A 24,858-nucleotide genomic window follows, 5' to 3' on the forward strand; every position below is an offset into this window, starting at 1 on the left:
CAAACAGATGAAAATCACCAAACTCACCACCTTCATCGTCCCGCCGCGCTGGTGCTTCCTCAAGGTCGAGACCGACGAGGGCGTCACCGGTTGGGGCGAGCCCGTGGTCGAAGGCCGCGCCCACACCGTCGCCGCCGCCGTTGAGGAATTGTCCGACTACCTGATCGGCAAGGACCCACGCAACATCGAGGACATCTGGACGGTGCTCTACCGCGGCGGCTTCTACCGCGGCGGCGCCGTGCACATGAGCGCCCTGGCCGGCATCGACCAGGCGCTGTGGGACATCAAGGGCAAGGCCCTCGGGGTGTCGGTGAGCGACCTGCTCGGTGGTCAGGTGCGGGACAAGATCCGCGTGTACTCGTGGATCGGCGGCGACCGTCCGGCGGACACCGCGCGGGCGGCGAAAGAGGCGGTGGGCCGCGGCTTCACGGCGGTGAAGATGAACGGCACCGAAGAGCTGCAGTTTCTCGACACTTTCGACAAGGTCGACCAGGCCCTGGCCAACGTGGCGGCCGTGCGCGATGCGGTGGGGCCCAACGTCGGCATCGGCGTGGACTTCCATGGCCGGGTGCACAAGCCCATGGCCAAGGTGCTGATGAAGGAGCTCGATCCGTTCAAGCTGATGTTCATCGAAGAGCCGGTGCTCAGCGAGAACTATGAAGCCTTGAAGGAACTGGCGCCGCTGACCAGCACCCCGATCGCCCTCGGCGAGCGGCTGTTTTCCCGCTGGGACTTCAAGCGCGTGCTGAGCGAAGGCTACGTCGACATCATCCAGCCGGATGCGTCCCACGCCGGCGGCATCACCGAAACCCGCAAGATCGCCAACATGGCCGAAGCCTACGACGTGGCGCTGGCCCTGCACTGCCCGCTGGGGCCGATTGCGCTGGCGGCGTGCCTGCAGCTGGACGCGGCCTGCTACAACGCGTTCATCCAGGAGCAAAGCCTGGGCATCCACTACAACGAGAGCAACGACCTGCTCGACTACGTGAAGGATGCGCGGGTGTTCGACTACGACCAGGGCTTCGTCAAGATCCCGAACGGGCCGGGGCTGGGGATCGAGATCAACGAGGAATACGTGACCGAGCGCGCCGCCGTCGGCCACCGCTGGCGCAACCCGGTGTGGCGCCATGCCGACGGCAGCTTCGCCGAGTGGTGAGTCCTGCCTGACCCGCCGCCAATCCCCTGCGGGAGCCAGCCCTGCCGGCTCCCGCAGCGTGATCTCCAGGGACAGGGGATCGGCCTTCATCCCAGACCTCAATAAACACAAGAAAGAGGCTCCCCATGCAACCGCAAACCCTCACCGGGCAGGCGTCCTTGGTCACGCCCAGCCGCAAGCGGTTTTTCATCATGGTGCTGTTGTTCATCACCGTGGTCATCAACTACCTGGACCGCAGCAACTTGTCGATCGCCGCTCCGGCGCTGACCAGCGACCTGGGCATCGACCCGATCCATGTCGGGCTGATTTTCTCCGCGTTCGGCTGGACCTACGCCGCCATGCAGATCCCCGGCGGCTGGCTGGTGGACCGGGTGCCGCCGCGCATCCTCTACAGCGCCGCGTTGCTGCTGTGGTCGCTGGCCACGGTGATGCTCGGTTTCGCCGCCAGCTTCATCGCGCTGTTCGTGCTGCGCATGGCGGTCGGCGCGCTGGAGGCGCCGGCCTACCCGATCAACAGCCGGGTGGTCACCACCTGGTTTCCCGAGCGCGAACGGGCCACGGCCATCGGCTTCTACACGTCCGGGCAGTTCGTCGGGCTGGCGTTCCTGACGCCGGTGCTGGCCTGGCTCCAGCATGCGTTCGGTTGGCACATGGTGTTCGTCGCCACCGGCGCGGTGGGCATCGTCTGGGCCGCGATCTGGTACGCGGTGTATCGCGAGCCCCGGGATTTCAAGGGGGCCAACGACGCGGAAATCGACCTGATCCGCGAGGGCGGCGGGCTGGTGGACATCCAGGCCGATGCGGCGAAGGTGAAGGCGGCGTTCAACTGGCGCGATCTGGGCATCGTCCTGAGCAAGCGCAAGCTGTGGGGGATTTACCTGGGCCAGTTCTGCCTGAACTCGACGCTGTGGTTCTTTCTGACCTGGTTCCCGACCTACCTGGTGAAATACCGCGGCATGGATTTCATCAAGTCCGGCCTGCTGGCCTCGCTGCCGTTTCTGGCGGCGTTCGTCGGCGTGCTGTGTTCCGGGTTCTTTTCCGACTTCCTGATCCGGCGCGGCTGCACGGTGGGCTTTGCGCGTAAGTTGCCGATCATCGGCGGACTGCTGATCTCCACCTCGATCATCGGCGCCAACTTCGTCGAGTCGACGCCGCTGGTGATCGCCTTCCTGGCGCTGGCGTTCTTCGGCAACGGGCTGGCCTCGATCACCTGGTCGCTGGTCTCGACGCTGGCCCCGGCGCGGCTGCTGGGCCTGACCGGCGGGGTGTTCAACTTCATCGGCAACCTGTCGGCGATCGCCACGCCGATCGTCATCGGTTTCCTGGCCAGCGGCGATTCGTTCGCCCCGGCGATCACCTACATTGCGCTGCTGGCGCTGATCGGTGCGCTGTCCTACGTGCTGCTGGTGGGCAAGGTGGAGCGCATCGAGTTGTAGTCGCCGGCGCCGGGCGACCATAATGCCGCCCGTTCCCTCGCTCAACGGTAAAAGGCTGGATATGCAGGAAGACGCTCCGAAACCCGCCAAGGACGCCGCGCCCACCGGCACCCAGACCCTGCTTCGCGGGTTGGGTGTGGTGCAGGCCGTCGCCAGCGGCGCCCGCGACCTCAAGGAGATCGCCCGCCTGATCGGCACCACGCGCAGCACCACCCACCGTCTGGCCAGTTGCCTGGTGGACGAGCGCTACCTGCGGGTGGTGCCGCAGGTCGGCTATCTGTTGGGGCCGAAGCTGATCGAGCTGGGCTTCCAGGCCCGCGAAGACCTGCCGCTGGTGACGTTGGCAGGGCCTTATCTGGACGAGTTGTCGGCGCTGACCGGCGACACCGTCCACCTGGGCATCCGCGAGGGCGACGAAGTGCTGTACCTGCTGAAGAATCCGGGGCGCAACGGCCCGGAGATGCGTTCGCGGGTCGGTCACCGCATGCCGCTGGCGCGCACCGGGATCGGCAAGGCGCTGATGCTCGACGACGCTCCGCAAGAGTGGCAGCGGCTGTACGACATCAGCCTGCCGGCGGGTGGGAAAAGCCAGTTCTGGCCGCAGCATCCGCAGCAGTCCTGGGAACAGCTCGAACAGCGCATGAGCGAGTATGTGGCAGGCGGCTACGCGTTCGACCTGGAAGACAACGAACCGTCGATCCGCTGCGTGGCGGCGCCGGTGCGCGATGCCAGCAAGCGCATCGTCGCGGCCATCAGCATCGCCAGCACCGTGCCGTACATGCCGCTGGAGAAGATGGCCGAGCTGATTCCCCTGATCAAAGGGGTCACGGCCCGGCTGTCGGCGGAGCTTGGCCTTAAGGTCTGAACCTCAGCGCTTGAGCGTCGCCATGTCGATCACGAAACGGTACTTCACGTCCCCGGCGATCATCCGCGCGTAGGCTTCGTTGATCTGGCGGATGTCGAGCATTTCGATGTCGCAGGTGATGTTGTGCTCGGCGCAGAAATCCAGCACTTCCTGGGTTTCGGCGATGCCGCCGATCAGCGAACCGGCCAGCACCCGGCGGCCCAGCACCAGTTTGGCGGCGTGCACCGGCGGATCGATCGGTTCGATCAGGCCCACCAGGATGTGCACGCCGTCGAAGCGCAGGGTGTCGAGGTAGGGGTTGAGGTCGTGCTGCACCGGGATGGTGTCGAGCAGGAAGTCGAACCGGCCGGCCGCGGCGGCCATCTGTTCGGCGTCGGTGGACACGATCACATGGTCGGCGCCCTGGCGGCGGCCTTCCTCGGCCTTGCTGGCGGAGCGGGTGAACAGCGTCACTTCGGCGCCCATGGCCTTGGCGAACTTGATACCCATGTGGCCGAGGCCGCCCATGCCCAGGATCCCGACCTTGTCGCCGGCCTTCACGCCGTAGTGCTTGAGCGGCGAGTAGGTGGTGATGCCGGCGCAGAGGATCGGCGCGGCGTTGGCCGGGTCCAGCGTCGCGGGGATGCGCACCACGAAATGCTCGCTGACCACGATGCTGTCGGAGTAGCCGCCCATGGTGTTGCTGCCGTCGACCCGGTCCGGGGTGGCGTAGGTCATGGTCGGGCCTTCGAGGCAGTACTGCTCCAGGTCGGCCTTGCAGGCTTCGCAGGTGCGGCAGGAGTCGACCATGCAGCCGACGCCGACCAGGTCGCCTACCTTGTGCTGGGTGACGTTCGCACCGGTTGCGGTGACTTTTCCGACGATCTCATGGCCCGGCATCAGCGGGTAGACCGCGATGCCCCATTCGTTGCGGGCCTGATGGATGTCGGAGTGGCAGACGCCACAGAACAGGATCTCGATGGCGACGTCGTCGGCCCGCAGGCTGCGGCGTTCGAACGTCATCGGGGCGAGGGGAGTGGTGGCCGTCTGGGCGGCGTAGCCGATGGCGGTGTACATGGGGAACCTCGCAAAAGCGCTGACAAATGAGGCGGCGCATTCTGGGCGCAGGCCGGGTGTCCGGCCATGACGATTCCTCCGGGTATCATGCCTATTCCTCCGGCATGCGGGGCTGGCGCGCCGCATGGGCCAAAGGATCTGCGATGATGGTTTCGTGCCTTTTTCCGTCACTTTTCCGTGAAGAGTTTTCCATGCAGTTGACCCGCCACCTCGATGCCAATGCCACGCTGGTTTCGCTGATCGAGCCGCTGGCCCGGCGCGACGGTTTCAGCCAGACCGGGTTGCCGGGCGTGCAGGTGCTGCGCGCCAGTTGCGATGTCGCCCGGGGCCCGCACATCTATGAGCCGAGCCTGATGATCATCGCCCAGGGCAGCAAACTGGCGTACCTGGGCCCGCGCACAATGGAGTACGGCGCCGGGCACTACCTGATCCAGGCATTGCCGGTGCCGTTCGAGTGCGAGACCTATGCCGAGCCGGATGCGCCGCTGCTGGGGGTGTCGGTGTCGATCGACCGGGTGCTGCTCGGCGAGCTGGTGCTGGCCATGGGGCTGGCGCCGGGGCGGCACATTGCGGCGCAGACGCCTGAGTCGATGACCTCGGTGGTGCTCGACGACGACATGCGCGGCTGCGTCGAACGCTTGCTCGGCTGCCTGCACGATCCGCTGGCCTGCCGGATACTCGGCCCGGCGCGCATCCGCGAGCTGCTGTTCACTGCGTTGCGCGGGCCCCAGGCCGATGTGCTGCGGGCGCTGGTGGAGCAGCAGGGGCAGTTTGCCCGGATCGCCGCGTCGATCAGCCATCTGCACACCCACTACACCGAACCGCTGAACGTCGAGACCCTGGCCGGTTGCGCCAACATGAGCGTGTCGACCTTCCACGAGCACTTCAAGCGCAGCACCTTGCTGTCGCCGGTGCAGTACCTCAAGCGCCTGCGCCTGCTCAAGGCCCAGACGCTGCTGATCGCCGAAGGGCTGGGCGTGGCGCAGGCGGCGCACCGGGTGGGCTACCAGAGCACGTCGCAGTTCAGCCGCGAGTACAAGCGCTACTTCGAACGCAGCCCGGGCGAGGAGCGCGCGGCCTGAACCGTTGCTGCCTTGCGGGTGGGGCAGCTTGCATTGATGTTGCCAGTACGGGCGCTTTCGCGGGCAAGCCCGCTCCCACAGGTTTGCGGTCATCGCCGATTCTGTGGGCACCCGGGCCCACTGTGGGAGCCAGCCTGCTGGCGATGAAGGCCTTGCCGTTTTCCCGCTGCCCTGTAGATGCCGGGCAACAAAAAGGCCCCCATTCGGGAGCCTCGTTGTTCTGCGGTGTGGCTTACATGTTCGGGTAAGTCGGGCCGCCGGCGCCTTCCGGCGCCACCCAGGTGATGTTCTGCGCAGGATCCTTGATGTCGCAGGTCTTGCAGTGCACGCAGTTCTGGGCGTTGATCTGGAAGCGCTTCTCGCCGTCTTCCTTGGTGATCACTTCATACACGCCGGCCGGGCAGTAGCGCTGGGCCGGTTCGTCGTAGATCGGCAGGTTCTTGGTCAGCGGGATGCTCGGGTCGGTCAGCCGCAGGTGGCACGGCTGCTCTTCCTCATGGTTGGTGCCGGAGATGAACACCGAGCTGAGCTTGTCGAAGCTGATCTTGCCGTCGGGTTTCGGGTAGTCGATCTTCTTGCACTCGGCCGCTGGCTTGAGGCAGGCGTAGTCCGGCTTGGTGTCGTGCAGGGTGAACGGCAGCTTGCCGCCGAAGATGTTCTGGTCGAGCCAGTTGAAGCCGCCGCCGACGATGGCGCCGAACTTGTGGATCGCCGGGCCGAAGTTGCGGCTGGCGAACAGCTCTTCGTGCAGCCAGCTGTTCTTGAAGGCGTCGACGTAGGCGGTCAGCTCTTCGGTGCCGTCCTTGTCGGCGAACAGCGCGTCGGCCACGGACTCGGCCGCGAGCATGCCGGACTTCATCGCGGTGTGGCTGCCCTTGATCTTGGCGAAGTTCAGGGTGCCGAGGTCGCAGCCGATCAGCGCGCCTCCCTTGAACACCATCTTCGGCAGCGAGTTCAGGCCGCCCTTGCAGATCGCGCGGGCGCCGTAGCTGATGCGCTTGCCGCCTTCCAGGTACTGCTTGAGCACCGGGTGATGCTTGAGGCGCTGGAACTCGTCGAAAGGCGACAGGTAGGTGTTGCTGTAGGACAGGTCGACGATCAGTCCGACCACCACCTGGTTGTTCTCCAAGTGATAGAGGAAGGAGCCGCCGGTGTTCTCGGTGCCCATGATGTCCATCGGCCAACCGGCGGTGTGCACCACCAGGCCCGGCTGATGCTTGGCCGGGTCGATTTCCCAGATTTCCTTCAGGCCGATGCCGTAGTGCTGGGCGTCGGCGTCGCTGTCGAGGTTGAAGCGCTTGATCAGCTGCTTGCCGATGTGGCCGCGGCAGCCTTCGGCGAACAGCGTGTACTTGCCGCGCAGTTCCATGCCGGGGGTGTACAGGCCGTCCTTCGGATGGCCTTCGCGGTCGACGCCCAGGTCACCGGTGATGATCCCGCGCACCACGCCGTTCTCGTCGAACAGCGCTTCCTGGGCGGCGAAGCCTGGGTAGATCTCTACGCCCAGGTTCTCGGCCTGCTGGGCCAGCCAGCGGCACAGGTTGCCGAGGGAAATAATGTAGTTGCCTTCGTTGTGCATGGTCTTGGGCACAAAGAAGTCAGGAATTTTCTGCGCGCTTTCGGCGTTTTTCAGCACGAAGATATCGTCGCGGGTGACGGGGGTGTTCAGCGGAGCGCCGAGTTCCTTCCAGTCAGGGAACAGCTCGTTCAGGGCCCGTGGTTCGAATACCGCGCCGGACAGGATGTGAGCGCCGACCTCGGAGCCTTTTTCGACCACGCAGACGCTGATTTCCTTACCGGCTTCGGCGGCCTTCTGCTTCAGGCGGCAGGCGGCGGAAAGGCCAGCGGGGCCGGCACCGACGATGACCACGTCGAATTCCATGTATTCGCGTTCCACAGGCTATCTCCTACTCAAGGCTCAACAGTTTTTTTTCTAATTTGGAGGTTTGATGTCGCATTCGTTATTGCCTTTACGTTAACGTCAAAGGAAATAATGGATAAGCCACCCGTCTCTCTAGGGGGCGCATTATATCTACACCACTCCCAGCGTCCAATACAAACGTTTGTTTGAATCGGCCGCAGGCCAGAGAAATCAAAGAAGCGCGGCTTATGGACGACCATTTTGCCGTATTGACCGGAATAGGCGTTCCGGTCAAGATACGGGCGGTTTTGCGCTCGCCGTAGGCTGAATGGTGGTTTCAAGAGCACCTCTAAAGACAGGGCGTGGGCGGTACGGCGGTGAGGCGCAGCGCGCAGTCTGCACACCGGGAAGATGAATGACCTGCGGGTCGCTCCTGACGAACGGTCAGTCGTTCGCTGGAGAAGTCAGCCGTACTGAAGCCGGCGTTTTTAGAGGTGCCCTTGTGCCCGATGAGCACCAACCGCCAGGTTCGCCTAGGCGATTTCCTTTTCACCGGAGAGTAACGAGGAATCCATGAAGGTTCTTGTAGCTGTCAAACGCGTTGTGGATTACAACGTCAAGGTTCGCGTGAAGGCGGACAATTCCGGCGTAGACCTCGCCAACGTCAAGATGTCGATGAACCCGTTCTGCGAAATCGCAGTGGAAGAAGCCGTGCGCCTGAAAGAGAAGGGCGTGGCGAGCGAAATCGTCGTCGTCTCCATCGGCCCGTCCACCGCTCAGGAGCAACTGCGTACCGCACTGGCCCTGGGTGCCGACCGCGCCATCCTCGTCGAATCCGCTGAAGACCTGACCTCCCTGGCCGTGGCCAAGCTGCTCAAGGCGGTGGTCGACAAGGAACAGCCTCAGCTGGTGATCCTGGGCAAACAGGCCATCGACAGCGACAACAACCAGACCGGCCAGATGCTCGCCGCGCTGAGCGGCTACGGCCAGGGCACGTTCGCCTCGAAAGTCGAAGTCTCCGGCGACAGCGTTGCCGTGACCCGCGAAATCGACGGCGGCGCGCAGACCGTTTCCCTGAAGCTGCCGGCCATCGTCACCACCGACCTGCGTTTGAACGAGCCGCGCTACGCGTCCCTGCCGAACATCATGAAAGCCAAGAAGAAGCCTCTGGAGACTCTGACTCCGGACGCCTTGGGCGTTTCCACCGCCTCCACCAACAAGACCCTGAAGGTCGAAGCGCCGGCTGCACGCAGCGCGGGCATCAAGGTCAAGTCGGTGGCTGAACTGGTCGAGAAACTGAAAAACGAAGCGAAGGTAATCTAAATGACTATCTTGGTTATTGCTGAACACGACAACAAAGTGCTGGCCCCGGCCACGCTGAACACCGTTGCTGCCGCTGCCAAGATCGGCGGCGACATCCACGTCCTGGTCGCAGGCCAGGGCGCTGGCGCCGTGGCTGAGGCCGCCGCGAAGATCGCTGGCGTGAGCAAGGTCCTGAACGCCGACAACGCCGCCTACGCCCACCAGCTGCCGGAAAACGTTGCGCCGCTGGTGGCCGAACTGGGCAAGGGCTACAGCCACATCCTGGCCGCCGCCACCTCCAACGGCAAGAACATCCTGCCGCGCGTCGCCGCCCAGCTGGACGTCGACCAGATCTCCGAGATCATCTCGGTTGAGAGCGCCGACACCTTCAAGCGTCCGATCTACGCCGGCAACGCCATCGCCACCGTGCAGTCGACCGCCGCGATCAAGGTGATCACCGTGCGCGCCACCGGTTTCGATCCGGTTGCCGCCGAAGGTGGTTCGGCTGCCGTTGAATCGGTTGCCGCTGCCCACAACCCGGCGATCTCCAGCTTCGTCAGCGAAGAGCTGGCCAAGTCCGACCGTCCGGAACTGACCGCTGCCAAGATCGTCGTTTCCGGCGGCCGCGGCATGCAGAACGGCGACAACTTCAAGCACCTGTACGCCCTGGCCGACAAGCTGGGCGCCGCCGTCGGCGCTTCCCGCGCTGCCGTCGACGCAGGCTTCGTGCCGAACGACATGCAGGTCGGCCAGACCGGCAAGATCGTCGCGCCGCAGCTGTACATCGCCGTCGGCATCTCCGGCGCGATCCAGCACCTGGCCGGCATGAAAGACTCCAAGGTGATCGTCGCGATCAACAAGGACGAAGAAGCGCCGATCTTCCAGGTGGCCGACTACGGCCTGGTGGCGGATCTGTTCGAAGCGGTGCCTGAGCTGGAGAAGCTGGTCTAATCCGGCGGCTTCACTTATAAAGAGCCCGGCCTGTTGGTCGGGCTTTTTTTTGTTCCGGATTTGAGTGGGAGCGTTTCGCCATGGATCTGCGTCGCCGGTTGGGCCTTATGTCGCTGCTGGGTCTTTTGTCGTTGCCGGGCCTGTCGATGGCCGCGGGCAAGTGCGAGCGCCTGGTGGTCACCGGCAGTCCGGATGCGCCGCCGTACCTGTGGCAGGACCCGCAGAACCCCAAGCAGCTGATCGGCGCCAGTGCCGACCTGCTTCAGCAGGCGGCCAAGGAGCTGGGCATCAAGGTCGAGCTGCTGTACGCCGGCAAACGTTCCCAGGCGCTGGACGAAGTGCGCAGCGGGCGCATGGACATGCTGGCCGACGCGCCGCTGGCCTTCAACGAGCTGGAGCATCTGGACTACATTCACCCGCCGCTGCTGGAGAACGATTACCTGGTATGGACGAAGAAGGGCTCGGCGTTGGTCTACGGCGAAGCGAAGGACCTTAACGGGCATTCGGGCGCTCTGTCGGAAAAGTCTCGTTTGACCCAGGCATTCAGCCTCTATGCCGAGCAGCATTTGACCCTCACCCGTACGGCAAACCTCGCCCAGGCCTTGCAGAAATTGCTGCTGGGCGAAGTGGAATATGTACTCGCCGGACGCTACTCGGGCATGGCGGCCGCGCAGGCGCTGGGGATGGCCGATGACTTGCTGGCCTTCGAGCAGCCTGTCGACCGGCCGGGGCTGTACCTGGCGGTTTCGCACAACTCGGCCTGCAACGATCCGTGGTTGCGCGGACAGTTGGCCAAAAAGATGACAGAATTGCCCGCGTCCGGACTGACGGAAGCCGCGCTGCAGCGCAACATCGAGCGCTGGAAGGCGCAGCAGCAACAGCCGCAGCAACCTGTCAGTGCCCCAAAACAGTAGGGATTCTTAGTGAGCAATCGACTTCTTTTCGCAGCGGTGGCCGTTCTGGCGTTGGCCGGCTGCGCCAACGATCCTGCGCCCAATGAGCAGATGCGCCTGACCGGGCAGGCCTTGGAACAGGCCAAGGCCGTGGGCGCCAGTGCCGACGATGTGCCGGAAATGAAACTGGCCGAAGACAAGTACAACCGCGCCAAGGGCAGCATGGCCGGCGAGTCCTACAAGAACGCGCGGATGCGGGCCGAGCAGGCCGAACTGGACGCGCGGCTGGCGGAGGCCAAGGTGCTGACCCACAAGAGCGAAGAGCAGGTGAATGCGCTCAACACCCGCATCGCCCGTCTGCGCAAGCAACTGGGGGATGCCCAATGAGCCTTACGTCCAGACTCCTTGGCGGCCTGGTCGTGGCCGGCTGCGTCGGTCTCTACGGCTGCGCCGGCCAGCAGAGCGAATCGGCGCTGCAGCAGGCGGGTGCCGACTTCCAGAAGGTCAAGGAAGACTCCAACGTGCTGCGCATCGCGCCGAAGGATGTGATCCGCGCCGGCGAATCCCTGGCCCGTGCCGACCGTCTCTCCACGTACTGGGGCAGCGGCGGCGACGTGCAGCATTACGCCTATCTGAGCCAGCGCTACAGCGCGATCGCCCGCGAACACACCAATCAGGTGCTCAACGAAGAGCACGCCGCGAAACTGGAGCTTGAGCGCCAGCGCCTGCAACTGGCCCTGCGCGAATCCAAGTTGTCGAGCGTGCAGCAGCAAGGCAAATGGCTGGAAGAGCAGATCGTTGCCCTGGCCACCACCCAGACAGACCGCGGCCTGGTGATGACCCTCGGCGACGTGCTGTTCGACACCGGCGAAGCGGAGCTCAACAACTCGGCGAACCGCGTGGTGCTCAAGCTGGTGCAGTTCCTGCAGCTCAATCCGAAGCGGGTGGTGCGCATCGAGGGCTACACCGACAGCACCGGCGGCAAGCAGGAAAACCTCAAGCTGTCCCGCGACCGCGCCCAGTCGGTGGCCGATGTGCTGATGGATCTGGGCATCGACGACAAGCGCATTCAGGTCGAAGGCTACGGTGACGAGTACCCGGTGGACGCCAACGCTTCCGAGCGCGGGCGTGCGCAGAACCGTCGGGTGGAAATCGTGTTCTCCGACGAAAAAGGCCAGCTCGGCGCCGCCCGCTGAGGCCGGCGTCACTGGAAAGCCCGGGCTGTCAGGCAGCGCCGGGCTTTTTTACGTCTGTCGAATAGCGCTCAAATATTCAGGCCGACGGCTGACACTGCACTGTGCGGTCGAGTAATGTGGCAACTGTCCCAGTACACTTCTAAACTGTTCCGGTATTGTTTCGAACAAGAATAAAACGCCCCGTGAAATCGAGTGCTGCGTCATGACCAATCTCTTGCTCTACCAGCGTATTGCTCAACAACTGGCTGAAGACATCCGTCGCGGCGTGTATCAGCCGGGGGAACGCGTGCCGTCGGTGCGCAAGATGAGTTCGCAGCTCAACGTCAGCCATGCCACGGTGCTGCAGGCCTACGCCAACCTTGAGGATCAGGGGCTGATCCGGGCGCGGCCGCAGTCCGGCTACTACGTGCACCAGACACCCGCCCTGACGGCGCCGACGCCGGACATCGCGCGGGTCGAACGGCCGGGCCTGGTCACCCGCAGCAGCATCATTCAGCAAGTGTTGGTCGAGTCCCGCCGCGAAGGCGTGTTCCCGTTGGGCGCTGCGGTGCCCAGCGTCGATTACCTGCCGGTGCGGGCGCTGCACCAGCAGTTGGCCAAGGTCACGCGGTTCCACAGCCCGCGGGCGTTCAGCTATATGTTCAGCCCCGGTTTCGAACCGCTGCGCCGGCAAGTGGCGATCCGCATGCGCGACGCGGGCGTGGTGGTCGACCCGTCCGAAGTGGTGATCACCCACGGCTGCGTCGATGCCCTGCAGATGTCGCTGCGGGTGCTGACCCGGCCCGGCGACCTGATCGCCGCCGAATCCCCGACCTACTATGGCCTGCTGCAGCTGGCCGACTTGCTGGGCCTGAAAGTCATCGAGATCCCCAGCGACCCGGCCACCGGCATGAGCCTGGAGGCCCTGCAGCTGGCGGCCAACCAATGGTCGATCAAAGCCCTGGTGCTGACCACGCGCCTGAGCAACCCCTTGGGCGGCACCATGCCCGAAGAGCGGCAGAAACAGCTGCTGCGCCTGGCTTCGGATTTCGACATCCAGATCGTCGAAGACGACATCTATGGCGAGCTGATGTTCGAGCAGGGCCGCACCAAGGCGCTCAAGGCCTACGACCGGCTCGACCGGGTGATCTACTGTTCGAGCTTTTCCAAGACCTTGTCGCCCGGCGTGCGCATCGGCTGGATGATCGCCGGCAAGTATCAGCAGGAGATCCAGCGGCTGCAGACCTTCAGCACCCATTCGGCGTGCAGCGTCACGCAAATGGCGATCGCCGCGTACCTGGAGAACGGCGGCTATGACCGGCATTTACGGTACATCCGCCAGGAATACCGGAAAAACCTCAGCGCCTTCCAGCTGGCGGTCCAGCAGTATTTCCCTGAAGGCACCCAGATGACCCGGCCCACTGGCGGCTTCATTCTGTGGGTGAGCCTGCCGGGACGGGTCAACACCCAGGAGCTGCACGTGCGGGCCCTGCAACAGGGCATCAGCATTGCGCCGGGCCTGATCTTCAGCAACACCGAGCAGTTCAACCACTGCATCCGGCTCAACTGCGGCATTTCCTGGAACCGCGAGGCGGAGCGGACGCTGATGACCCTCGGCCTGCTGGCGACCCAACTCTGCCAAGAGACTGCCGGCGGCTTCTGAGTCGATGGCAGAGCTTGTCACAGGCTCTGCGACAGGCGAGCATATGGCCCTCTGCCGTTAGCCCCGTTGGATTCATGAAAGCGATTCTTCCTGCCGTCCGGGTTTTGCTTTGCCTGTTTGCGTTCGCACAGGTGCCTGGCGTCCTGGCGGCTGCTGCCCAGGACAAGGCACCCGCTGCCGCCGCCGCGAAAAAGCCGGCCGCTGCCGCCAAGGCGACGCCGGCGAAGAAGGCGCCGCAAAAGAAGGCCGCGCCGGTCAAGAAGCGTGCGCCGGTCGCTTCCAAGTCGAAGTCGGCCAGTGAAGTGGCCAAGACGCCGTTGCCGCCCGCCAGGCTCGACCTGAGCCTGCCCAAGGAGATGGTGCAGCAACTGAAGCCGGCCGGCGCCGTGCCGCTGCCCAAGCATGAGGCGATCCTGCCGCAGATGTTCGGCGAGAAGAACAGCGGTTTCCAGCTCAACGGCCGTCTGCTGAGCAACGAAATGCAGTTGCAGCTGCGCAACGAGGAGCGGCGGGATGTCGAAGGGGCCGCGCTGGATTTCGAATTCAAGCAGTGAAACCCGCTCATCGGTGACCCGCCGGCCAGACACTTTGTCGGAGACTGGTCGGTCATTTCCGTTTACACGCAAAAACTCCGTTTCAGGGAATTTAAAACAGGCGTTTTAGCCGTTACTCTGTTCCCTGTCCTTTTCATGCATTGCCCGCCGCGAGGAATCTGTTGCCATGAACTGCCGTGAAGGTTGTGGCGCCTGCTGCATTGCCCCATCCATCAGTTCACCGATTCCCGGCATGCCAGACGGCAAGCCCGCTGGGGAACGCTGCGTGCAGCTCTCGGTCGAAAACCTGTGCAGCATTTTCGGCCGTCCGGAGCGTCCGGCGGTCTGTTCGGGGTTCAAGGCCGATCCTGAAGTCTGCGGCGACAGCCGCGAAGAGGCGGTCAGGCTGATCGGCTGGTGGGAGCAGATGACGGCGGCGTGATGCGTCAAACGAACGGAACTTCAACAATAAGGAACAAGACTATGGGTTCGCTGCACCGTATCGCTGTGTTGTGCGGTCTGACCGCCGTGCTGGCCACCTCGGCCGCCCAGGCCGAAGACTGGAAAGTCGCCAAGAACGAGGACGGGATCAAGGTGTCCCTGAGCGAAGTGCCCGGTTCGGACTACAAGTCCTATCAGGGCGTGACGCTGATGAAGACCACCGTCGCCAAGCTGCGCGCCCTCCAGGAAGACGTTGCCGGCGCCTGCAAATGGATCCACGAGTGCAAGTCCCAGGAGCTGCTCAAGCACGAAGGCGACCAGAGCTGGACCTACACCCGCTTCAACACGCCATGGCCGGTCACCCCCCGTGACTCGGTGCTGCACATCACCACCGTCGAAGGCGCCGACGGCAGCCTGACCCGCAACCTGGAAGGCGTGCCGGAGTACGTTCCGGAAGAGAAAGGCTATGTGCGGGTTGCCCAGGTCAAGGGTTTCTGGAAGTTCGTGCCCAAGGGCGACCAGGTCGAAGTGACCTACCAGGTGCACACCGAGCCGGGCGGCAGCGTGCCGGCGATGGTCGCCAACAAGTTCGTGGTGGATGCGCCGTTCAACACGCTCAAGGCCCTCAAGGCCCGCGCCGAGAAGTAAGCGCCGGCGCAATGGAGAAAACGCCCTGATCCCTCGGGGCGTTTTGTTTTGTGGTGGTTTTGTACTTATTTTGTGTTTCCGGATATGCGTTGAACGAAATTTTCACAATTGCTTCCCGACAATTCGCCCGCATCCTTGCACCCTGCCGGCCCGACATGAAAGTGTCCGGCGCCGGGGCAGTAATCAATGGCAATGCCGCCGTCTATCGTGCAACATTTGCGCACCGCGCGAGCCCCGGGGCCTGGGAATGGCCAACAGAGGGCAGGGCGCAGCTGTTTCTTGCAATTTCAACTTCCAATGGGTCCTAAAACGACATGGCAAACCCGGACGCCCTGAACCGGCAGCGATCTTCCAGTCGCCTGCTGCAACCGACCGTCAAATCGCATCTGGCCTACACGCTGCTGTGCGCGCTGGTCATGATGGTGATGTTGTCCGTGCTGCGCCTCGCGCTGCTGGTCTACAACCGCGAGATGATCCTCGACACCCCGGCTTCCACCTTCCTCGAAGCCTTCGCCAACGGCCTGCGTTTCGACCTGCGCCTGGTGGTCTACCTGTGCATTCCGCTGCTGCTGGCGCTGTTCAGCGTCCGGGCGATGGCCGCCCGCGGGTTCTTCCGCCTGTGGCTGACCGTGGTCTCCAGCATCGCGCTGTTCCTCGGCCTGATGGAGATGGACTTCTACCGCGAGTTCCACCAGCGCCTCAACGGCCTGGTGTTCCAGTACGTGAAGGAAGACCCGAAAACCGTCATGAGCATGCTCTGGTACGGTTTCCCGGTGGTGCGCTACCTGCTGGCCTGGGCCGTGGGCACGCTGATCCTGACCCTGGCGTTCAAGGGCGCCGACCGCGCCACCCGCCCGCGCGGGCCGTTCAGCGGCGGTAACGTCGGCACCCGTCAGGTGGCGCCGTGGTATGCGCGCCTTGCGGTGTTCGTGGTCTGCCTGGTGGTCTGCGTGGTCGCCGCCCGCGGCACCCTGCGTCAAGGCCCGCCGCTGCGTTGGGGCGACGTGTACACCACCGAGTCGAACTTCGCCAACCAATTGGGCCTCAACGGCACGCTGTCGCTGATCGCGGCGGCCAAGGACCGGATGGGCGAAGACCGCAACAACATCTGGAAGGCCACGCTGCCGCAGCCTGAGGCGCAGAAGGTGGTGCGCGAGATGCTGCTGATGCCGGACGACAAGCTGGTCGATGCCGACATCGCCGCCGTGCGTCGCGAGTACACGCCACCGGCCGACAAGACCCTGCCGATCAAGAACGTCGTCGTGATCCTGATGGAAAGCATGGCCGGCCATTCGGTGGGCGCGCTGGGCGGCCCGGGCAACATCACGCCGTACCTGGACAAGCTGTCGAAGGAAGGCTTGCTGTTCGACCGGTTCTTCTCCAACGGCACCCACACCCACCAGGGCATGTTCGCCACCATGGCGTGCTTCCCGAACCTGCCGGGCTTCGAATACCTGATGCAGACGCCGGAAGGCAGCCACAAGCTGTCCGGCCTGCCGCAACTGCTCAGTGCCCGCGCCTTTGACGATGTCTATGTCTACAACGGCGATTTCGCCTGGGACAACCAGTCGGGCTTCTTCAGCAACCAGGGCATGACCAACTTCGTCGGCCGCAACGACTTCGTCAATCCGGTGTTCTCCGACCCGACGTGGGGCGTGTCCGACCAGGACATGTTCGACCGTGGCCTGGAAGAACTGAAGGCCCGCGACGGCAAGGACAAGAAACCGTTCTATGCCTTGCTGCAGACCCTGTCCAACCACACCCCGTATGCGCTGCCGACGCCGTTGCCGGTGGAGCGCGTGACCGACCGCGGCACCCTGAACGAGCACCTGACCGCCATGCGTTACGCAGACTGGGCGCTGGGCCAGTTCTTCGAGAAGGCCCGCAAGGAGCCGTACTTCAAGGAGACCCTGTTCGTCATCGTCGGCGACCACGGCTTCGGCAACGAACGCCAGATCACCGAAATGGACCTGGGTCGCTTCAACGTGCCGATGCTGATGATCGCGCCGGGCATCCAGGAGAAGTTCGGCCAGCGTGACCACACCGTGGGCACCCAGATCGACATCGTGCCGACCATCATGGGCCGCCTGGGCGGCGAAGTGCGTCACCAGTGCTGGGGCCGCGACCTGCTCAACCTGCCGCAGGGCGACACCGGTTTCGGCGTGATCAAGCCGTCCGGCAGCGAGCAGACCACCGCCATCGTGACCGCCGACCAGATCCTGGTGCTGCCGAAGGACAAGGACATGGCGCCGAAGATCTACGCCTACGAGCTGGGCGCCAATCCTCACGCCGAGGTCATTCCCGATGCGCCGCGCACCGCCGAGCTCAAGCACAAGCTCGAAGCGTTCCTGCAGACGGCCACCAAGAGCCTGATCGACAACACCGCCGGTGTGGTCAACGGCAAGCCGGACTGACTGTCAGGCACGCCAGGTTCCGCCCCATGAAAAGAGGCCCTTGAAGGGCCTCTTTTTTTGCCTGCGAAAAACGCTATATCCGGCCGAGCAACAACAGCACCAGCAGCACGACCAGCACGACGCCGATGATGCCGGAAGGGCCGTAGCCCCAACTTCTGGAGTGCGGAAAGACCGGCAGACCACCGATCAGCAACAGGATCAGGATAATGATGAGGATTGTGCCCATGTCTGTTTCCTTGGCGAGAAGGTTTCGGAAAGTCTTGCAGTCCAAGGCCGGCTGGAAACCATGCGGATCCAGGCGTCTTACCAGTTCCGACCGGCGCGCCCGACAGAAAATTCAATGTTTTTTGGCGCTGTCCGCAACGCGCTCCGCCCAGGCCCGAGCCACGCATCGCGTGGCGGTTTGCCCTCGCCATTCAGCACTCTGATGGAGCGTGGGTGGCCGCGGTTCCTTCGCTACACTCCGCGCATCTTCCAAAGAACAACAAGGCTGTCTGCTATGCAAAATCGCATGATGATCACTGGTGCAGGCTCCGGCCTGGGTCGCGAAATCGCGTTGCGCTGGGCGCGTGAGGGGTGGCGGCTGGCCTTGTCGGACGTCAGCGAGGCGGGCCTGCAGGAAACCCTCAAACTCGTGCGCGAGGCCGGCGGCGACGGCTTCGTCCAGCGTTGCGACGTGCGCGACTACAGCCAGCTCACCGCCTTCGCCCAGGCCTGCGAGGTGAAGTTCGGCGGCATCGACATCATCGTCAACAACGCCGGGGTGGCGTCGGGCGGCTTCTTCAGCGAGCTGTCGCTGGAAGACTGGGACTGGCAGATCGCGATCAACCTGATGGGCGTGGTCAAGGGCTGCAAGGCGTTCCTGCCGCTGCTGGAGCAGAGCAAGGGCAAGATCATCAACATCGCCTCCATGGCGGCGCTGATGCAGGGCCCGGCCATGAGCAACTACAACGTGGCCAAGGCCGGCGTGGTGGCGCTGTCGGAGAGCCTGCTGGTGGAACTGGCCCAGCAGGAGGTCGGTGTCCACGTGGTGTGCCCATCATTCTTCCAGACCAACCTGCTGGACTCGTTCCGTGGCCCGACGCCGGCCATGAAGGCCCAGGTCGGCAAGTTGCTGGAGAGTTCGCCGATCACCGCCGCCGATATCGCCGACTACATCTTCAACCGGGTCGCCGCCGGCGAGTTCATGATCCTGCCCCACGAGCAAGGGCGCATGGCCTGGGCGCTCAAGCAGAAGAATCCGCAATTGCTGTACGACGAAATGACCGCCATGGCCGACAAAATGCGCGCCAAGGCACGGCAGAACAACGGCTGAACTTGCTCCCGCAGGGCCTCATCGCTAGGGTGGCCGCAACTGTCACCCTGACGAGACGTCTTGCATGCTCAATTACCTGTGGTTCCTTCTGGCCGCGCTGTTCGAAATCGCCGGCTGCTTCGCCTTCTGGATGTGGCTGCGCCAGGGCAAGAGCGCCGTGTGGGTGATCCCGGCACTGCTGAGCCTGACCCTGTTCGCGCTGCTGCTGACGCGCATCGAGGCGACCTACGCCGGCCGCGCCTACGCCGCGTACGGCGGCATCTACATCGTCGCGTCGATCGGCTGGCTGGCGGTGGTCGAGCGCATCCGGCCCTTGGGTTCGGACTGGATCGGCGTCGCGCTGTGCGTGATCGGCGCCACGGTGATCCTGTTCGGCCCGCGCTTTTCCGCTGCCTGAAACGGTGTAGGCCATCGCCGCTTTGCGGGAAACGTCCGAAGGGCGATGTACCCACCGCGTGTAGGGCATGACTGATTTGTCCGGCATGCATTGTGGGGCGCGGGCAAGCCGCGCATCTTCAAGGCCCGTTTACCTTGAAGGATCAACCCCATGCTTGTACTCAGCCGTGTCGTCGGAGAACAGATTTCCATCGGCCACAACATTTCCCTGCGCGTGCTGTCGGTCAACGGCTCCAGTGTCCGGTTCGGCGTCGAGGCGCCGCAGCAGGTCGAGGTGCACCGCGCCGAGGTCTACGAGCGCATCCAGCGCAAGCAGGCCGCAGGCAAGGGGCGCTGAGGGTCAGTCGAACAGGTGCTTGGGCACGTCGTGTTTGAGCATCAGTTGGCATTGCTCGCTTTCCGGGTCGAACACGATCAGCGCCTGGCCTTTGGTCAGGGCCTGGCGAACCCGCAGCACGCGGGTCTCCAGCGGGGTGTCGTCGCCGTTGTCGGTGCCGTCGCGGGTGACGAAGTCCTCGATCAGACGGGTGAGGGTGTCGACTTCAAGCATGTCGTGGGGAATCAGCATGGGGGCCTCGGCTCGATCAATGCCGTGATGCTACGGCGATTGGCGGTCGGCGGCCAGCGCGGGAGGAACCAGTGGCCTGTTCGCCCCCTTCGCCGGCAAGCCCGATCTCTGTGGGAGCCGGCTTGCCGGCGAAGGCGCCGGCCCAGACACCGCCGACCTAACTGTCGGATCGCTGACCCACCAGGCTGTCCACCGACGGCACCCGCGTGTCGCTCTCCATCTGCGTGTCATGTTCGATCTGGTGGCTGAAGCGCTCCAGGGACGCATCGGCCGGCTGCGCGTCGCTGGCGAACACCGGCGCGCTGAGCATGTACGCCCCCAGCAGGCGACTGAGCGCCGCCAGGCTGTCGAGGTGGGTGCGTTCGTAGCCGTGGGTCGCGTCGCAGCCGAAGGCGAGCAGGGCGGTGCGGATGTCGTGGCCGGCGGTCACCGCCGAATGGGCGTCGCTGAAGTAGTAGCGGAACAGGTCGCGGCGCACCGGCAGTTCATGTTCGTCGGCCAGGCGCAGCAGGTGCCGCGACAGGTGATAGTCGTACGGCCCGCCGGAATCCTGCATCGCGACGCTGACCGCGTGTTCGCTGGAGTGCTGGCCGGGCGCGACCGGCGCGATGTCGATGCCGACGAACTCGCTGACGTCCCACGGCAGGGCCGCCGCCGCGCCGCTGCCGGTCTCCTCGGTGATGGTGAACAGCGGGTGGCAATCGATCAGCGGTTCCCGGCCGCTGTCGACGATGGCCTTGAGCGCCGCCAGCAGGGCGGCCACGCCGGCCTTGTCGTCGAGGTGGCGGGCGCTGATGTGGCCGCTTTCGGTGAACTCCGGCAACGGGTCGAAGGCCACCACATCGCCGATGCCGATGCCCAGCGAGTCGCAGTCGGCCCGTGTCGCGCAGTAGGCGTCCAGGCGCAGCTCGACGTGATCCCAGCTGACCGGCAGTTCATCCACCGCCGTGTTGAACGCATGCCCGGAAGCCATCAGCGGCAGGACGCTGCCGCGGATCACACCGCTGTCGGTGAACAGGCTGACGCGGCTGCCTTCGGCGAAGCGGCTCGACCAGCAGCCGACCGGCGCGAGCGTCAGGCGGCCGTTGTCCTTGATCGCGCGCACGGCGGCGCCGATGGTGTCCAGGTGCGCCGACACCGCCCGGTCGGGGCTGTTCTTCTTGCCCTTGAGCGTGGCGCGGATCGTGCCGCGGCGCGTCATCTCGAAAGGGATGCCGAGTTCCTCCAGGCGTTCGGCGACATAGCGCACGATGGTGTCGGTGAACCCGGTGGGGCTGGGGATGGCGAGCATTTCCAGCAGGACTTTCTGCAGGTAGTTCAGGTCCGGTTCGGGAAGTTGAGGGGACATGGAATCTCCTGTTGGGTGAGAGGCATGCGCTGATCGTCAGGGCACCTCCGCGGGCAGCTCGCTGCACGCCTGTGGGAGCGAGCCTGCTCGCGAAAGCGGTGGCCCATTCAACGCATCCGGGTCAGACCGCCGGCCGGCTGTGGGGAAACAACAGATCCACAAACCGTTCCGCCGTCGGCTGCGGCTCGTGGTTGGCCAGGCCGGCCCGTTCGTTGGCTTCGATGAACACATGCTCCGGCCGGTCGGCGGCGGTCACCATCAGGTCGAGGCCGACCACCGGAATGTCCAGCGCCCGCGCGGCGCGCACGGCCGCATCGGCCAGCGTCGGGTGCAGGATGGCCGTGACGTCTTCCAGGGTGCCGCCGGTGTGCAGGTTGGCGGTGCGCCGCACGGACAGGTGCTCGCCCGCCGGCAGGACGCTGTCCCAGTCGTAGCCGGCCATGTGCAGGGTGCGCCGGGTCTCCTCATCCATGGGGATCTTGCTTTCACCGTCGGTGGCCGCCTGCCGGCGCCGGCTCTGGGCGTCGATCAAGGCGTCGAGCGGGTGGAGGCCGTCGCCCACCACATGCGCCGGTCGGCGGATCGCCGCCGCCACGACCTCGAAGCCGATCACCAGGATCCGCAGGTCGAGCCCTTCGTGGAAACTCTCCAGCAGCACCCGGCTGTCGAACGCCTTCGCCGCTTCGACGGCTTGCTGCACCTCTTCGATGCTCTGCAGGTCCACCGCCACGCCCTGGCCCTGTTCGCCGTCCAGCGGCTTGACCACGACGCGCAGGTGCTCGTCGAGGAACGCCAGATTGTCATCCGCGTTGCCCGCCAGGCGCTGCGTCGGCACGTTCAGCCCGGCGCCCTTCAGCACTTTGTGCGTCAGGCTCTTGTCCTGGCACAGGGTCATGCTGACGGCGCTGGTCAGGTCGCTCAGGGATTCGCGGCAACGCACCCGGCGTCCGCCGTGGCTGAGGGTGAACAGCCCGGCTTCGGTGTCGTCCACCTGCACATCGATGCCGCGCCGGTGCGCCTCTTCGACGATGATCCGCGCATAGGGATTGAACGGCGCTTCGGGCCCCGGCCCCAGGAACAGCGACTGATTGATGCCGTTCTTGCGCTTGACGGCGAAGGTCGGGAGGCTGCGCATGCCCAGTTTGGCGTAGAGGGTCTTCGCCTGCCGGTTGTCGTGCAGCACCGACAGGTCGAGGTGGTTCAGGCCGCGGCTCATGAAGTGTTCGATCAGGTGGCGCACGAGTACTTCGCCGACCCCCGGGCGCGGGCACTGCGGATCCACCGCCAGGCACCACAGGCTGCTGCCGTTTTCCGGATCGTGGTACGCCTTGCGGTGATTGAGGCCCATGACGCTGCCGATCACCGCGCCGCTGTCCTCGTCCTCGGCCAGCCAGTACACAGGCCCGCCCCGGTGGTGCGGGGTGAGCCGGGCGGGATCCACCGGCAGCATGCCGCGGGCGTGATACAGCCGGTTGATGGCTTGCCAGTCCGCGTCGCTTTGGGCGCGGCGGATGCGGAAGCCGCGAAACACCCGGGTCGCCGGGCGGTAGTCGCTGAACCACAGGCGCAGGGTGTCGGAGGGGTCGAGAAACAGCTGCGCGGGTTCGAGGCCGAGCACCTGCTGCGGCGCGGCGACGTACAGGGCGATGTCACGTTCGCCCGGCTGCTCCTTGAGCAGTTCTGCGGCCAGGCTCGAAGGATCCGGGAACGTATGGCCGATCAGCAGGCGGCCCCAGCCGCAATGCACCGCGATCGGGGCGCCGGCCGGCGCGCTGCCGTCTTCGGCCAGGCGCGCCTGCAAGCGTTCGTAGGAGGGCGACTGACCGCGCAGCAGGCGCTGGCCAAAGGCCGTGGCATGAGGTTTCATCGGTCAGATTCCTTGTTCGCTGAGCCACAGGTTCAGGGCCGCCAGTTGCCACAGGCGCGAGCCGCGCAGCGGGGTGATGTGGCTTTGCGGGTCGGTCAGCAGGCGGTCGAGCATCACCGGGTCGAACAGGCCGCGGTCCTGGCTTGGGTCGAGCAGCAGTTCGCGGACCCAGTCGAGGGTGTCGCCCTGCAAGTGCTTGAGGCCGGGCACCGGGAAGTAGCCCTTCTTGCGGTCGATCACTTGCGCAGGAATCACCTGCCGCGCCGCTTCCTTGAGCACTTGCTTGCCGCCGTCGGGCAGCTTGAAGCGGGCGGGGATCCGCGCCGACAGTTCGACCAGGCGATAGTCCAGGAACGGTGTCCGCGCCTCTAGGCCCCAGGCCATGGTCATGTTGTCGACCCGTTTGACCGGGTCGTCCACCAGCATCACCGTGCTGTCCAGGCGCAAGGCCTTGTCCACCGCCGCGTCGGCGCCGGGCTGCGCGAAATGTTCCTTCACGAAGTCGCCGGCCGCGTCATGGGTCGTCAGCCATTTCGGCTGCACGGTGGCCTTGTAGCCGTCGTGGGTGCAGTCGAAGAACGCCTGCCGGTAGGCCGCATACGGATCGGCCGCGCCGTCCACCTGGGGATACCAGTGATAACCGGCGAACAGTTCGTCGGCGCCCTGGCCGCTCTGCACCACCTTGCAGTGCTTGGCCACCTCGCGGGAGAGCAAGTAGAAGGCGATGCAGTCGTGGCTGACCATCGGCTCGCTCATGGCGCGGAACGCGGCGGGCAACTGTTCGATGATCTCTTTTTCGTCGATGCGCAGTTGATGGTGGCGGGTGCCGTAATGCCTGGCGATCAGGTCCGAATACTGGAACTCGTCGCCACGTTCGCCGCCGGCGTCCTGGAAGCCGATGGAGAAGGTCGACAGGTCGTCCACGCCGGCTTCACGCAGGAGCCCGACCAGCAGGCTCGAATCGACGCCGCCGGACAGCAGCACGCCGACATCCACCGCCGCACGCTGGCGGATGGCGACCGCCTCGCGGGTGCTGTCGAGCACGCGGTCGCGCCAGTCCTCAAGCGTCAGGCCTTTCTCGTCTTCGTGCGGGCCGTAGGGCAGCGTCCACCAGGTCTTGCGTTCGGTGCGCCCGTCCGCGCCGATGCGCATCCAGGTGGCCGGGGGCAGTTTCTCGATGCCGGCCAGCAAGGTGCGCGGCGCCGGGACGACGGCATGAAAGTTCAGGTAATGGTTGAGGGCCACCGGATCCAGGACCGGACTGATGTCGCCGCCCTTGAGCAGCGCCGGCAGGCTTGAGGCAATGCGCAGGCGCTCGCCGGTGCGCGACAGGTACAGGGGCTTCACGCCCAGCCGGTCGCGGGCGATGAACAGCCGCTGGGCGTCACGTTCCCAGATGGCCAGGGCAAACATGCCGTTGAGTTTGGGCAGCAGCGCTTCGCCCCAGGCGTGATAGCCCCGAAGCAGCACTTCGGTATCGCCGCCGGAATGGAAGACATGGCCGAGGCCTTCGAGCTCGGCGCGCAGTTCCGGGAAGTTGTAGATGGCGCCGTTGAAGGCCAGGGCCAGGCCCAGCCTGCTGTCGATCATCGGCTGCGCCGAGCCGTCCGACAGATCCATGACTTTCAGGCGTCGATGGCCAAGGGCGACCGGCCCCTGGGCGTGGAAGCCCCAGGCGTCGGGGCCGCGGGGGGCCAAGTGATGGGTGATTCGTTCGAGGGCTGCAAGGTCTGCAGGGCGTTGGTCAAAACGTAACTCGCCAGCTAATCCGCACATAAGTTCCTTACCGGTTTTTTCCGTTGGGGAGGTCAAGACGCACCGCGCCGGAATGGCCGGTACTGAAAAACTGACCTGCGCAGGAACCGGTAGTTTTAGAACGATCGGTTAT

Annotated in this window: 24 protein-coding genes; 17 read left to right on the forward strand and 7 right to left on the reverse strand. The window is 64.9% G+C overall.

Features of this window, described 5'->3' with window-relative positions:
* The first annotated feature begins 7 nt into the window (after positions 1-7).
* The 3 genes from dgoD (at position 8) to CAG29_RS06195 (ending at position 3,457) form a co-directional block, all read left to right on the forward strand.
* Positions 8-1,156 (forward strand): galactonate dehydratase, encoded by a 1,149-nt coding sequence (gene dgoD, locus CAG29_RS06185; RefSeq protein WP_085629721.1) that lies wholly within the window; start codon positions 8-10, stop codon positions 1,154-1,156.
* A 125-nt stretch (positions 1,157-1,281) separates the two neighbouring features.
* Positions 1,282-2,592, forward strand: coding sequence for an MFS transporter (locus CAG29_RS06190; protein ID WP_085578091.1), 1,311 nt, complete (start codon positions 1,282-1,284; stop codon positions 2,590-2,592).
* A 61-nt stretch (positions 2,593-2,653) separates the two neighbouring features.
* The gene (locus CAG29_RS06195) at positions 2,654-3,457 is read left to right on the forward strand and encodes an IclR family transcriptional regulator (protein WP_085578090.1); all 804 of its coding nucleotides are present in this window, start codon (positions 2,654-2,656) and stop codon (positions 3,455-3,457) included.
* Between the two features lie 3 nt (positions 3,458-3,460).
* Here the strand turns inward: CAG29_RS06195 and CAG29_RS06200 are convergent, their stop codons facing one another.
* Positions 3,461-4,513 carry an NAD(P)-dependent alcohol dehydrogenase gene (locus CAG29_RS06200; RefSeq protein ID WP_085578089.1) on the reverse strand — a complete coding sequence of 351 codons (1,053 nt, stop codon included), beginning with the start codon at positions 4,511-4,513 and terminating at the stop codon, positions 3,461-3,463.
* A 191-nt stretch (positions 4,514-4,704) separates the two neighbouring features.
* Between CAG29_RS06200 and CAG29_RS06205 the strand changes: the two genes are divergently transcribed.
* The gene (locus CAG29_RS06205; protein ID WP_085578283.1) at positions 4,705-5,595 is read left to right on the forward strand and encodes an AraC family transcriptional regulator; all 891 of its coding nucleotides are present in this window, start codon (positions 4,705-4,707) and stop codon (positions 5,593-5,595) included.
* A 232-nt stretch (positions 5,596-5,827) separates the two neighbouring features.
* On the opposite strand, the gene CAG29_RS06210 is transcribed toward CAG29_RS06205, so the two are convergent.
* Entirely contained in the window at positions 5,828-7,492 is a 1,665-nt protein-coding gene (locus CAG29_RS06210; RefSeq protein WP_085578088.1) for an electron transfer flavoprotein-ubiquinone oxidoreductase, read from the reverse strand.
* Between the two features lie 537 nt (positions 7,493-8,029).
* Here CAG29_RS06210 and CAG29_RS06215 point away from each other — a divergent pair.
* The 10 genes from CAG29_RS06215 (at position 8,030) to CAG29_RS06260 (ending at position 17,476) form a co-directional block, all read left to right on the forward strand.
* Positions 8,030-8,779 (forward strand): electron transfer flavoprotein subunit beta/FixA family protein, encoded by a 750-nt coding sequence (locus CAG29_RS06215; RefSeq protein WP_085578087.1) that lies wholly within the window; start codon positions 8,030-8,032, stop codon positions 8,777-8,779.
* Positions 8,780-9,709 (forward strand): electron transfer flavoprotein subunit alpha/FixB family protein, encoded by a 930-nt coding sequence (locus CAG29_RS06220; protein WP_085629723.1) that lies wholly within the window; start codon positions 8,780-8,782, stop codon positions 9,707-9,709.
* An 80-nt stretch (positions 9,710-9,789) separates the two neighbouring features.
* On the forward strand, positions 9,790-10,623 hold the full coding sequence (locus CAG29_RS06225; protein ID WP_085629725.1) for an ABC transporter substrate-binding protein: 834 nt from the start codon (positions 9,790-9,792) through the stop codon (positions 10,621-10,623).
* A 9-nt stretch (positions 10,624-10,632) separates the two neighbouring features.
* On the forward strand, positions 10,633-10,989 hold the full coding sequence (locus tag CAG29_RS06230; RefSeq protein WP_085578084.1) for a DUF4398 domain-containing protein: 357 nt from the start codon (positions 10,633-10,635) through the stop codon (positions 10,987-10,989).
* On the forward strand, positions 10,986-11,798 hold the full coding sequence (locus tag CAG29_RS06235) for an OmpA family protein (protein ID WP_085578083.1): 813 nt from the start codon (positions 10,986-10,988) through the stop codon (positions 11,796-11,798). The genes CAG29_RS06230 and CAG29_RS06235 overlap by 4 nt, the downstream gene beginning before the upstream one ends.
* Positions 11,799-12,000: 202 nt before the next feature.
* Positions 12,001-13,440: a PLP-dependent aminotransferase family protein gene (locus CAG29_RS06240; RefSeq protein ID WP_085578082.1), complete on the forward strand. Its 1,440-nt coding sequence runs from the start codon at positions 12,001-12,003 to the stop codon at positions 13,438-13,440.
* A gap of 74 nt (positions 13,441-13,514) precedes the next feature.
* Positions 13,515-13,994, forward strand: coding sequence for a translation initiation factor 2 (locus CAG29_RS06245; RefSeq protein ID WP_085693984.1), 480 nt, complete (start codon positions 13,515-13,517; stop codon positions 13,992-13,994).
* Between the two features lie 166 nt (positions 13,995-14,160).
* Positions 14,161-14,415, forward strand: coding sequence for a YkgJ family cysteine cluster protein (locus CAG29_RS06250; RefSeq protein WP_085578080.1), 255 nt, complete (start codon positions 14,161-14,163; stop codon positions 14,413-14,415).
* Between the two features lie 41 nt (positions 14,416-14,456).
* A complete protein-coding gene (locus CAG29_RS06255) occupies positions 14,457-15,062 on the forward strand; it encodes an START domain-containing protein (RefSeq protein WP_085656055.1) in 606 nt (201 codons plus the stop codon).
* Between the two features lie 314 nt (positions 15,063-15,376).
* On the forward strand, positions 15,377-17,476 hold the full coding sequence (locus tag CAG29_RS06260; RefSeq protein WP_085578078.1) for an LTA synthase family protein: 2,100 nt from the start codon (positions 15,377-15,379) through the stop codon (positions 17,474-17,476).
* Between the two features lie 73 nt (positions 17,477-17,549).
* Here the strand turns inward: CAG29_RS06260 and CAG29_RS06265 are convergent, their stop codons facing one another.
* The gene (locus CAG29_RS06265; RefSeq protein ID WP_003226960.1) at positions 17,550-17,702 is read right to left on the reverse strand and encodes a DUF3309 family protein; all 153 of its coding nucleotides are present in this window, start codon (positions 17,700-17,702) and stop codon (positions 17,550-17,552) included.
* Positions 17,703-17,975: 273 nt separating this feature from the next.
* Here CAG29_RS06265 and CAG29_RS06270 point away from each other — a divergent pair, with 273 nt between their 5' ends.
* The 3 genes from CAG29_RS06270 to csrA all read left to right on the forward strand — a co-directional run bounded on the left by CAG29_RS06270 (position 17,976) and on the right by csrA (position 19,524).
* A complete protein-coding gene (locus CAG29_RS06270) occupies positions 17,976-18,791 on the forward strand; it encodes an SDR family oxidoreductase (RefSeq protein ID WP_085578077.1) in 816 nt (271 codons plus the stop codon).
* 64 nt (positions 18,792-18,855) lie between these two features.
* Positions 18,856-19,188, forward strand: a complete 333-nt coding sequence (locus CAG29_RS06275) for a YnfA family protein (protein ID WP_085578076.1) — start codon at positions 18,856-18,858, stop codon at positions 19,186-19,188.
* A gap of 150 nt (positions 19,189-19,338) precedes the next feature.
* Complete coding sequence (gene csrA / locus CAG29_RS06280; RefSeq protein ID WP_085578075.1) at positions 19,339-19,524, forward strand: carbon storage regulator CsrA; 186 nt, start codon at positions 19,339-19,341, stop codon at positions 19,522-19,524.
* A gap of 3 nt (positions 19,525-19,527) precedes the next feature.
* On the opposite strand, the gene CAG29_RS06285 is transcribed toward csrA, so the two are convergent.
* The 4 genes from CAG29_RS06285 to CAG29_RS06300 form a co-directional block, all read right to left on the reverse strand.
* The gene (locus CAG29_RS06285; RefSeq protein ID WP_085578074.1) at positions 19,528-19,755 is read right to left on the reverse strand and encodes a YheU family protein; all 228 of its coding nucleotides are present in this window, start codon (positions 19,753-19,755) and stop codon (positions 19,528-19,530) included.
* A 157-nt stretch (positions 19,756-19,912) separates the two neighbouring features.
* Positions 19,913-21,103: an osmoprotectant NAGGN system M42 family peptidase gene (locus CAG29_RS06290; protein WP_085629733.1), complete on the reverse strand. Its 1,191-nt coding sequence runs from the start codon at positions 21,101-21,103 to the stop codon at positions 19,913-19,915.
* 121 nt (positions 21,104-21,224) lie between these two features.
* On the reverse strand, positions 21,225-22,970 hold the full coding sequence (ngg, locus tag CAG29_RS06295; RefSeq protein WP_085578072.1) for an N-acetylglutaminylglutamine synthetase: 1,746 nt from the start codon (positions 22,968-22,970) through the stop codon (positions 21,225-21,227).
* Positions 22,971-22,973: 3 nt separating this feature from the next.
* The gene (locus tag CAG29_RS06300; RefSeq protein WP_085693986.1) at positions 22,974-24,746 is read right to left on the reverse strand and encodes an N-acetylglutaminylglutamine amidotransferase; all 1,773 of its coding nucleotides are present in this window, start codon (positions 24,744-24,746) and stop codon (positions 22,974-22,976) included.
* Positions 24,747-24,858: the final 112 nt, after the last annotated feature.

Source organism: Pseudomonas sp. B7(2017), assembly GCF_002112745.1.
GTDB classification, from domain to species: Bacteria; Pseudomonadota; Gammaproteobacteria; order Pseudomonadales; family Pseudomonadaceae; genus Aquipseudomonas; species Aquipseudomonas ekonensis.

Coding starts and splice junctions, on each gene's coding strand:
- dgoD (WP_085629721.1), top strand. CDS start 8: ATGAAAATCACCAAACTCACCACCTTCATCGTCCCGCCGCGCTGGTGC.
- CAG29_RS06190 (WP_085578091.1), top strand. CDS start 1,282: ATGCAACCGCAAACCCTCACCGGGCAGGCGTCCTTGGTCACGCCCAGC.
- CAG29_RS06195 (WP_085578090.1), top strand. CDS start 2,654: ATGCAGGAAGACGCTCCGAAACCCGCCAAGGACGCCGCGCCCACCGGC.
- CAG29_RS06200 (WP_085578089.1), bottom strand. CDS start 4,513: ATGTACACCGCCATCGGCTACGCCGCCCAGACGGCCACCACTCCCCTC.
- CAG29_RS06205 (WP_085578283.1), top strand. CDS start 4,705: ATGCAGTTGACCCGCCACCTCGATGCCAATGCCACGCTGGTTTCGCTG.
- CAG29_RS06215 (WP_085578087.1), top strand. CDS start 8,030: ATGAAGGTTCTTGTAGCTGTCAAACGCGTTGTGGATTACAACGTCAAG.
- CAG29_RS06220 (WP_085629723.1), top strand. CDS start 8,780: ATGACTATCTTGGTTATTGCTGAACACGACAACAAAGTGCTGGCCCCG.
- CAG29_RS06225 (WP_085629725.1), top strand. CDS start 9,790: ATGGATCTGCGTCGCCGGTTGGGCCTTATGTCGCTGCTGGGTCTTTTG.
- CAG29_RS06235 (WP_085578083.1), top strand. CDS start 10,986: ATGAGCCTTACGTCCAGACTCCTTGGCGGCCTGGTCGTGGCCGGCTGC.
- CAG29_RS06240 (WP_085578082.1), top strand. CDS start 12,001: ATGACCAATCTCTTGCTCTACCAGCGTATTGCTCAACAACTGGCTGAA.
- CAG29_RS06245 (WP_085693984.1), top strand. CDS start 13,515: ATGAAAGCGATTCTTCCTGCCGTCCGGGTTTTGCTTTGCCTGTTTGCG.
- CAG29_RS06250 (WP_085578080.1), top strand. CDS start 14,161: ATGAACTGCCGTGAAGGTTGTGGCGCCTGCTGCATTGCCCCATCCATC.
- CAG29_RS06255 (WP_085656055.1), top strand. CDS start 14,457: ATGGGTTCGCTGCACCGTATCGCTGTGTTGTGCGGTCTGACCGCCGTG.
- CAG29_RS06260 (WP_085578078.1), top strand. CDS start 15,377: ATGGCAAACCCGGACGCCCTGAACCGGCAGCGATCTTCCAGTCGCCTG.
- CAG29_RS06265 (WP_003226960.1), bottom strand. CDS start 17,702: ATGGGCACAATCCTCATCATTATCCTGATCCTGTTGCTGATCGGTGGT.
- CAG29_RS06270 (WP_085578077.1), top strand. CDS start 17,976: ATGCAAAATCGCATGATGATCACTGGTGCAGGCTCCGGCCTGGGTCGC.
- CAG29_RS06275 (WP_085578076.1), top strand. CDS start 18,856: ATGCTCAATTACCTGTGGTTCCTTCTGGCCGCGCTGTTCGAAATCGCC.
- csrA (WP_085578075.1), top strand. CDS start 19,339: ATGCTTGTACTCAGCCGTGTCGTCGGAGAACAGATTTCCATCGGCCAC.
- CAG29_RS06285 (WP_085578074.1), bottom strand. CDS start 19,755: ATGCTGATTCCCCACGACATGCTTGAAGTCGACACCCTCACCCGTCTG.
- CAG29_RS06290 (WP_085629733.1), bottom strand. CDS start 21,103: ATGTCCCCTCAACTTCCCGAACCGGACCTGAACTACCTGCAGAAAGTC.
- ngg (WP_085578072.1), bottom strand. CDS start 22,970: ATGAAACCTCATGCCACGGCCTTTGGCCAGCGCCTGCTGCGCGGTCAG.
- CAG29_RS06300 (WP_085693986.1), bottom strand. CDS start 24,746: ATGTGCGGATTAGCTGGCGAGTTACGTTTTGACCAACGCCCTGCAGAC.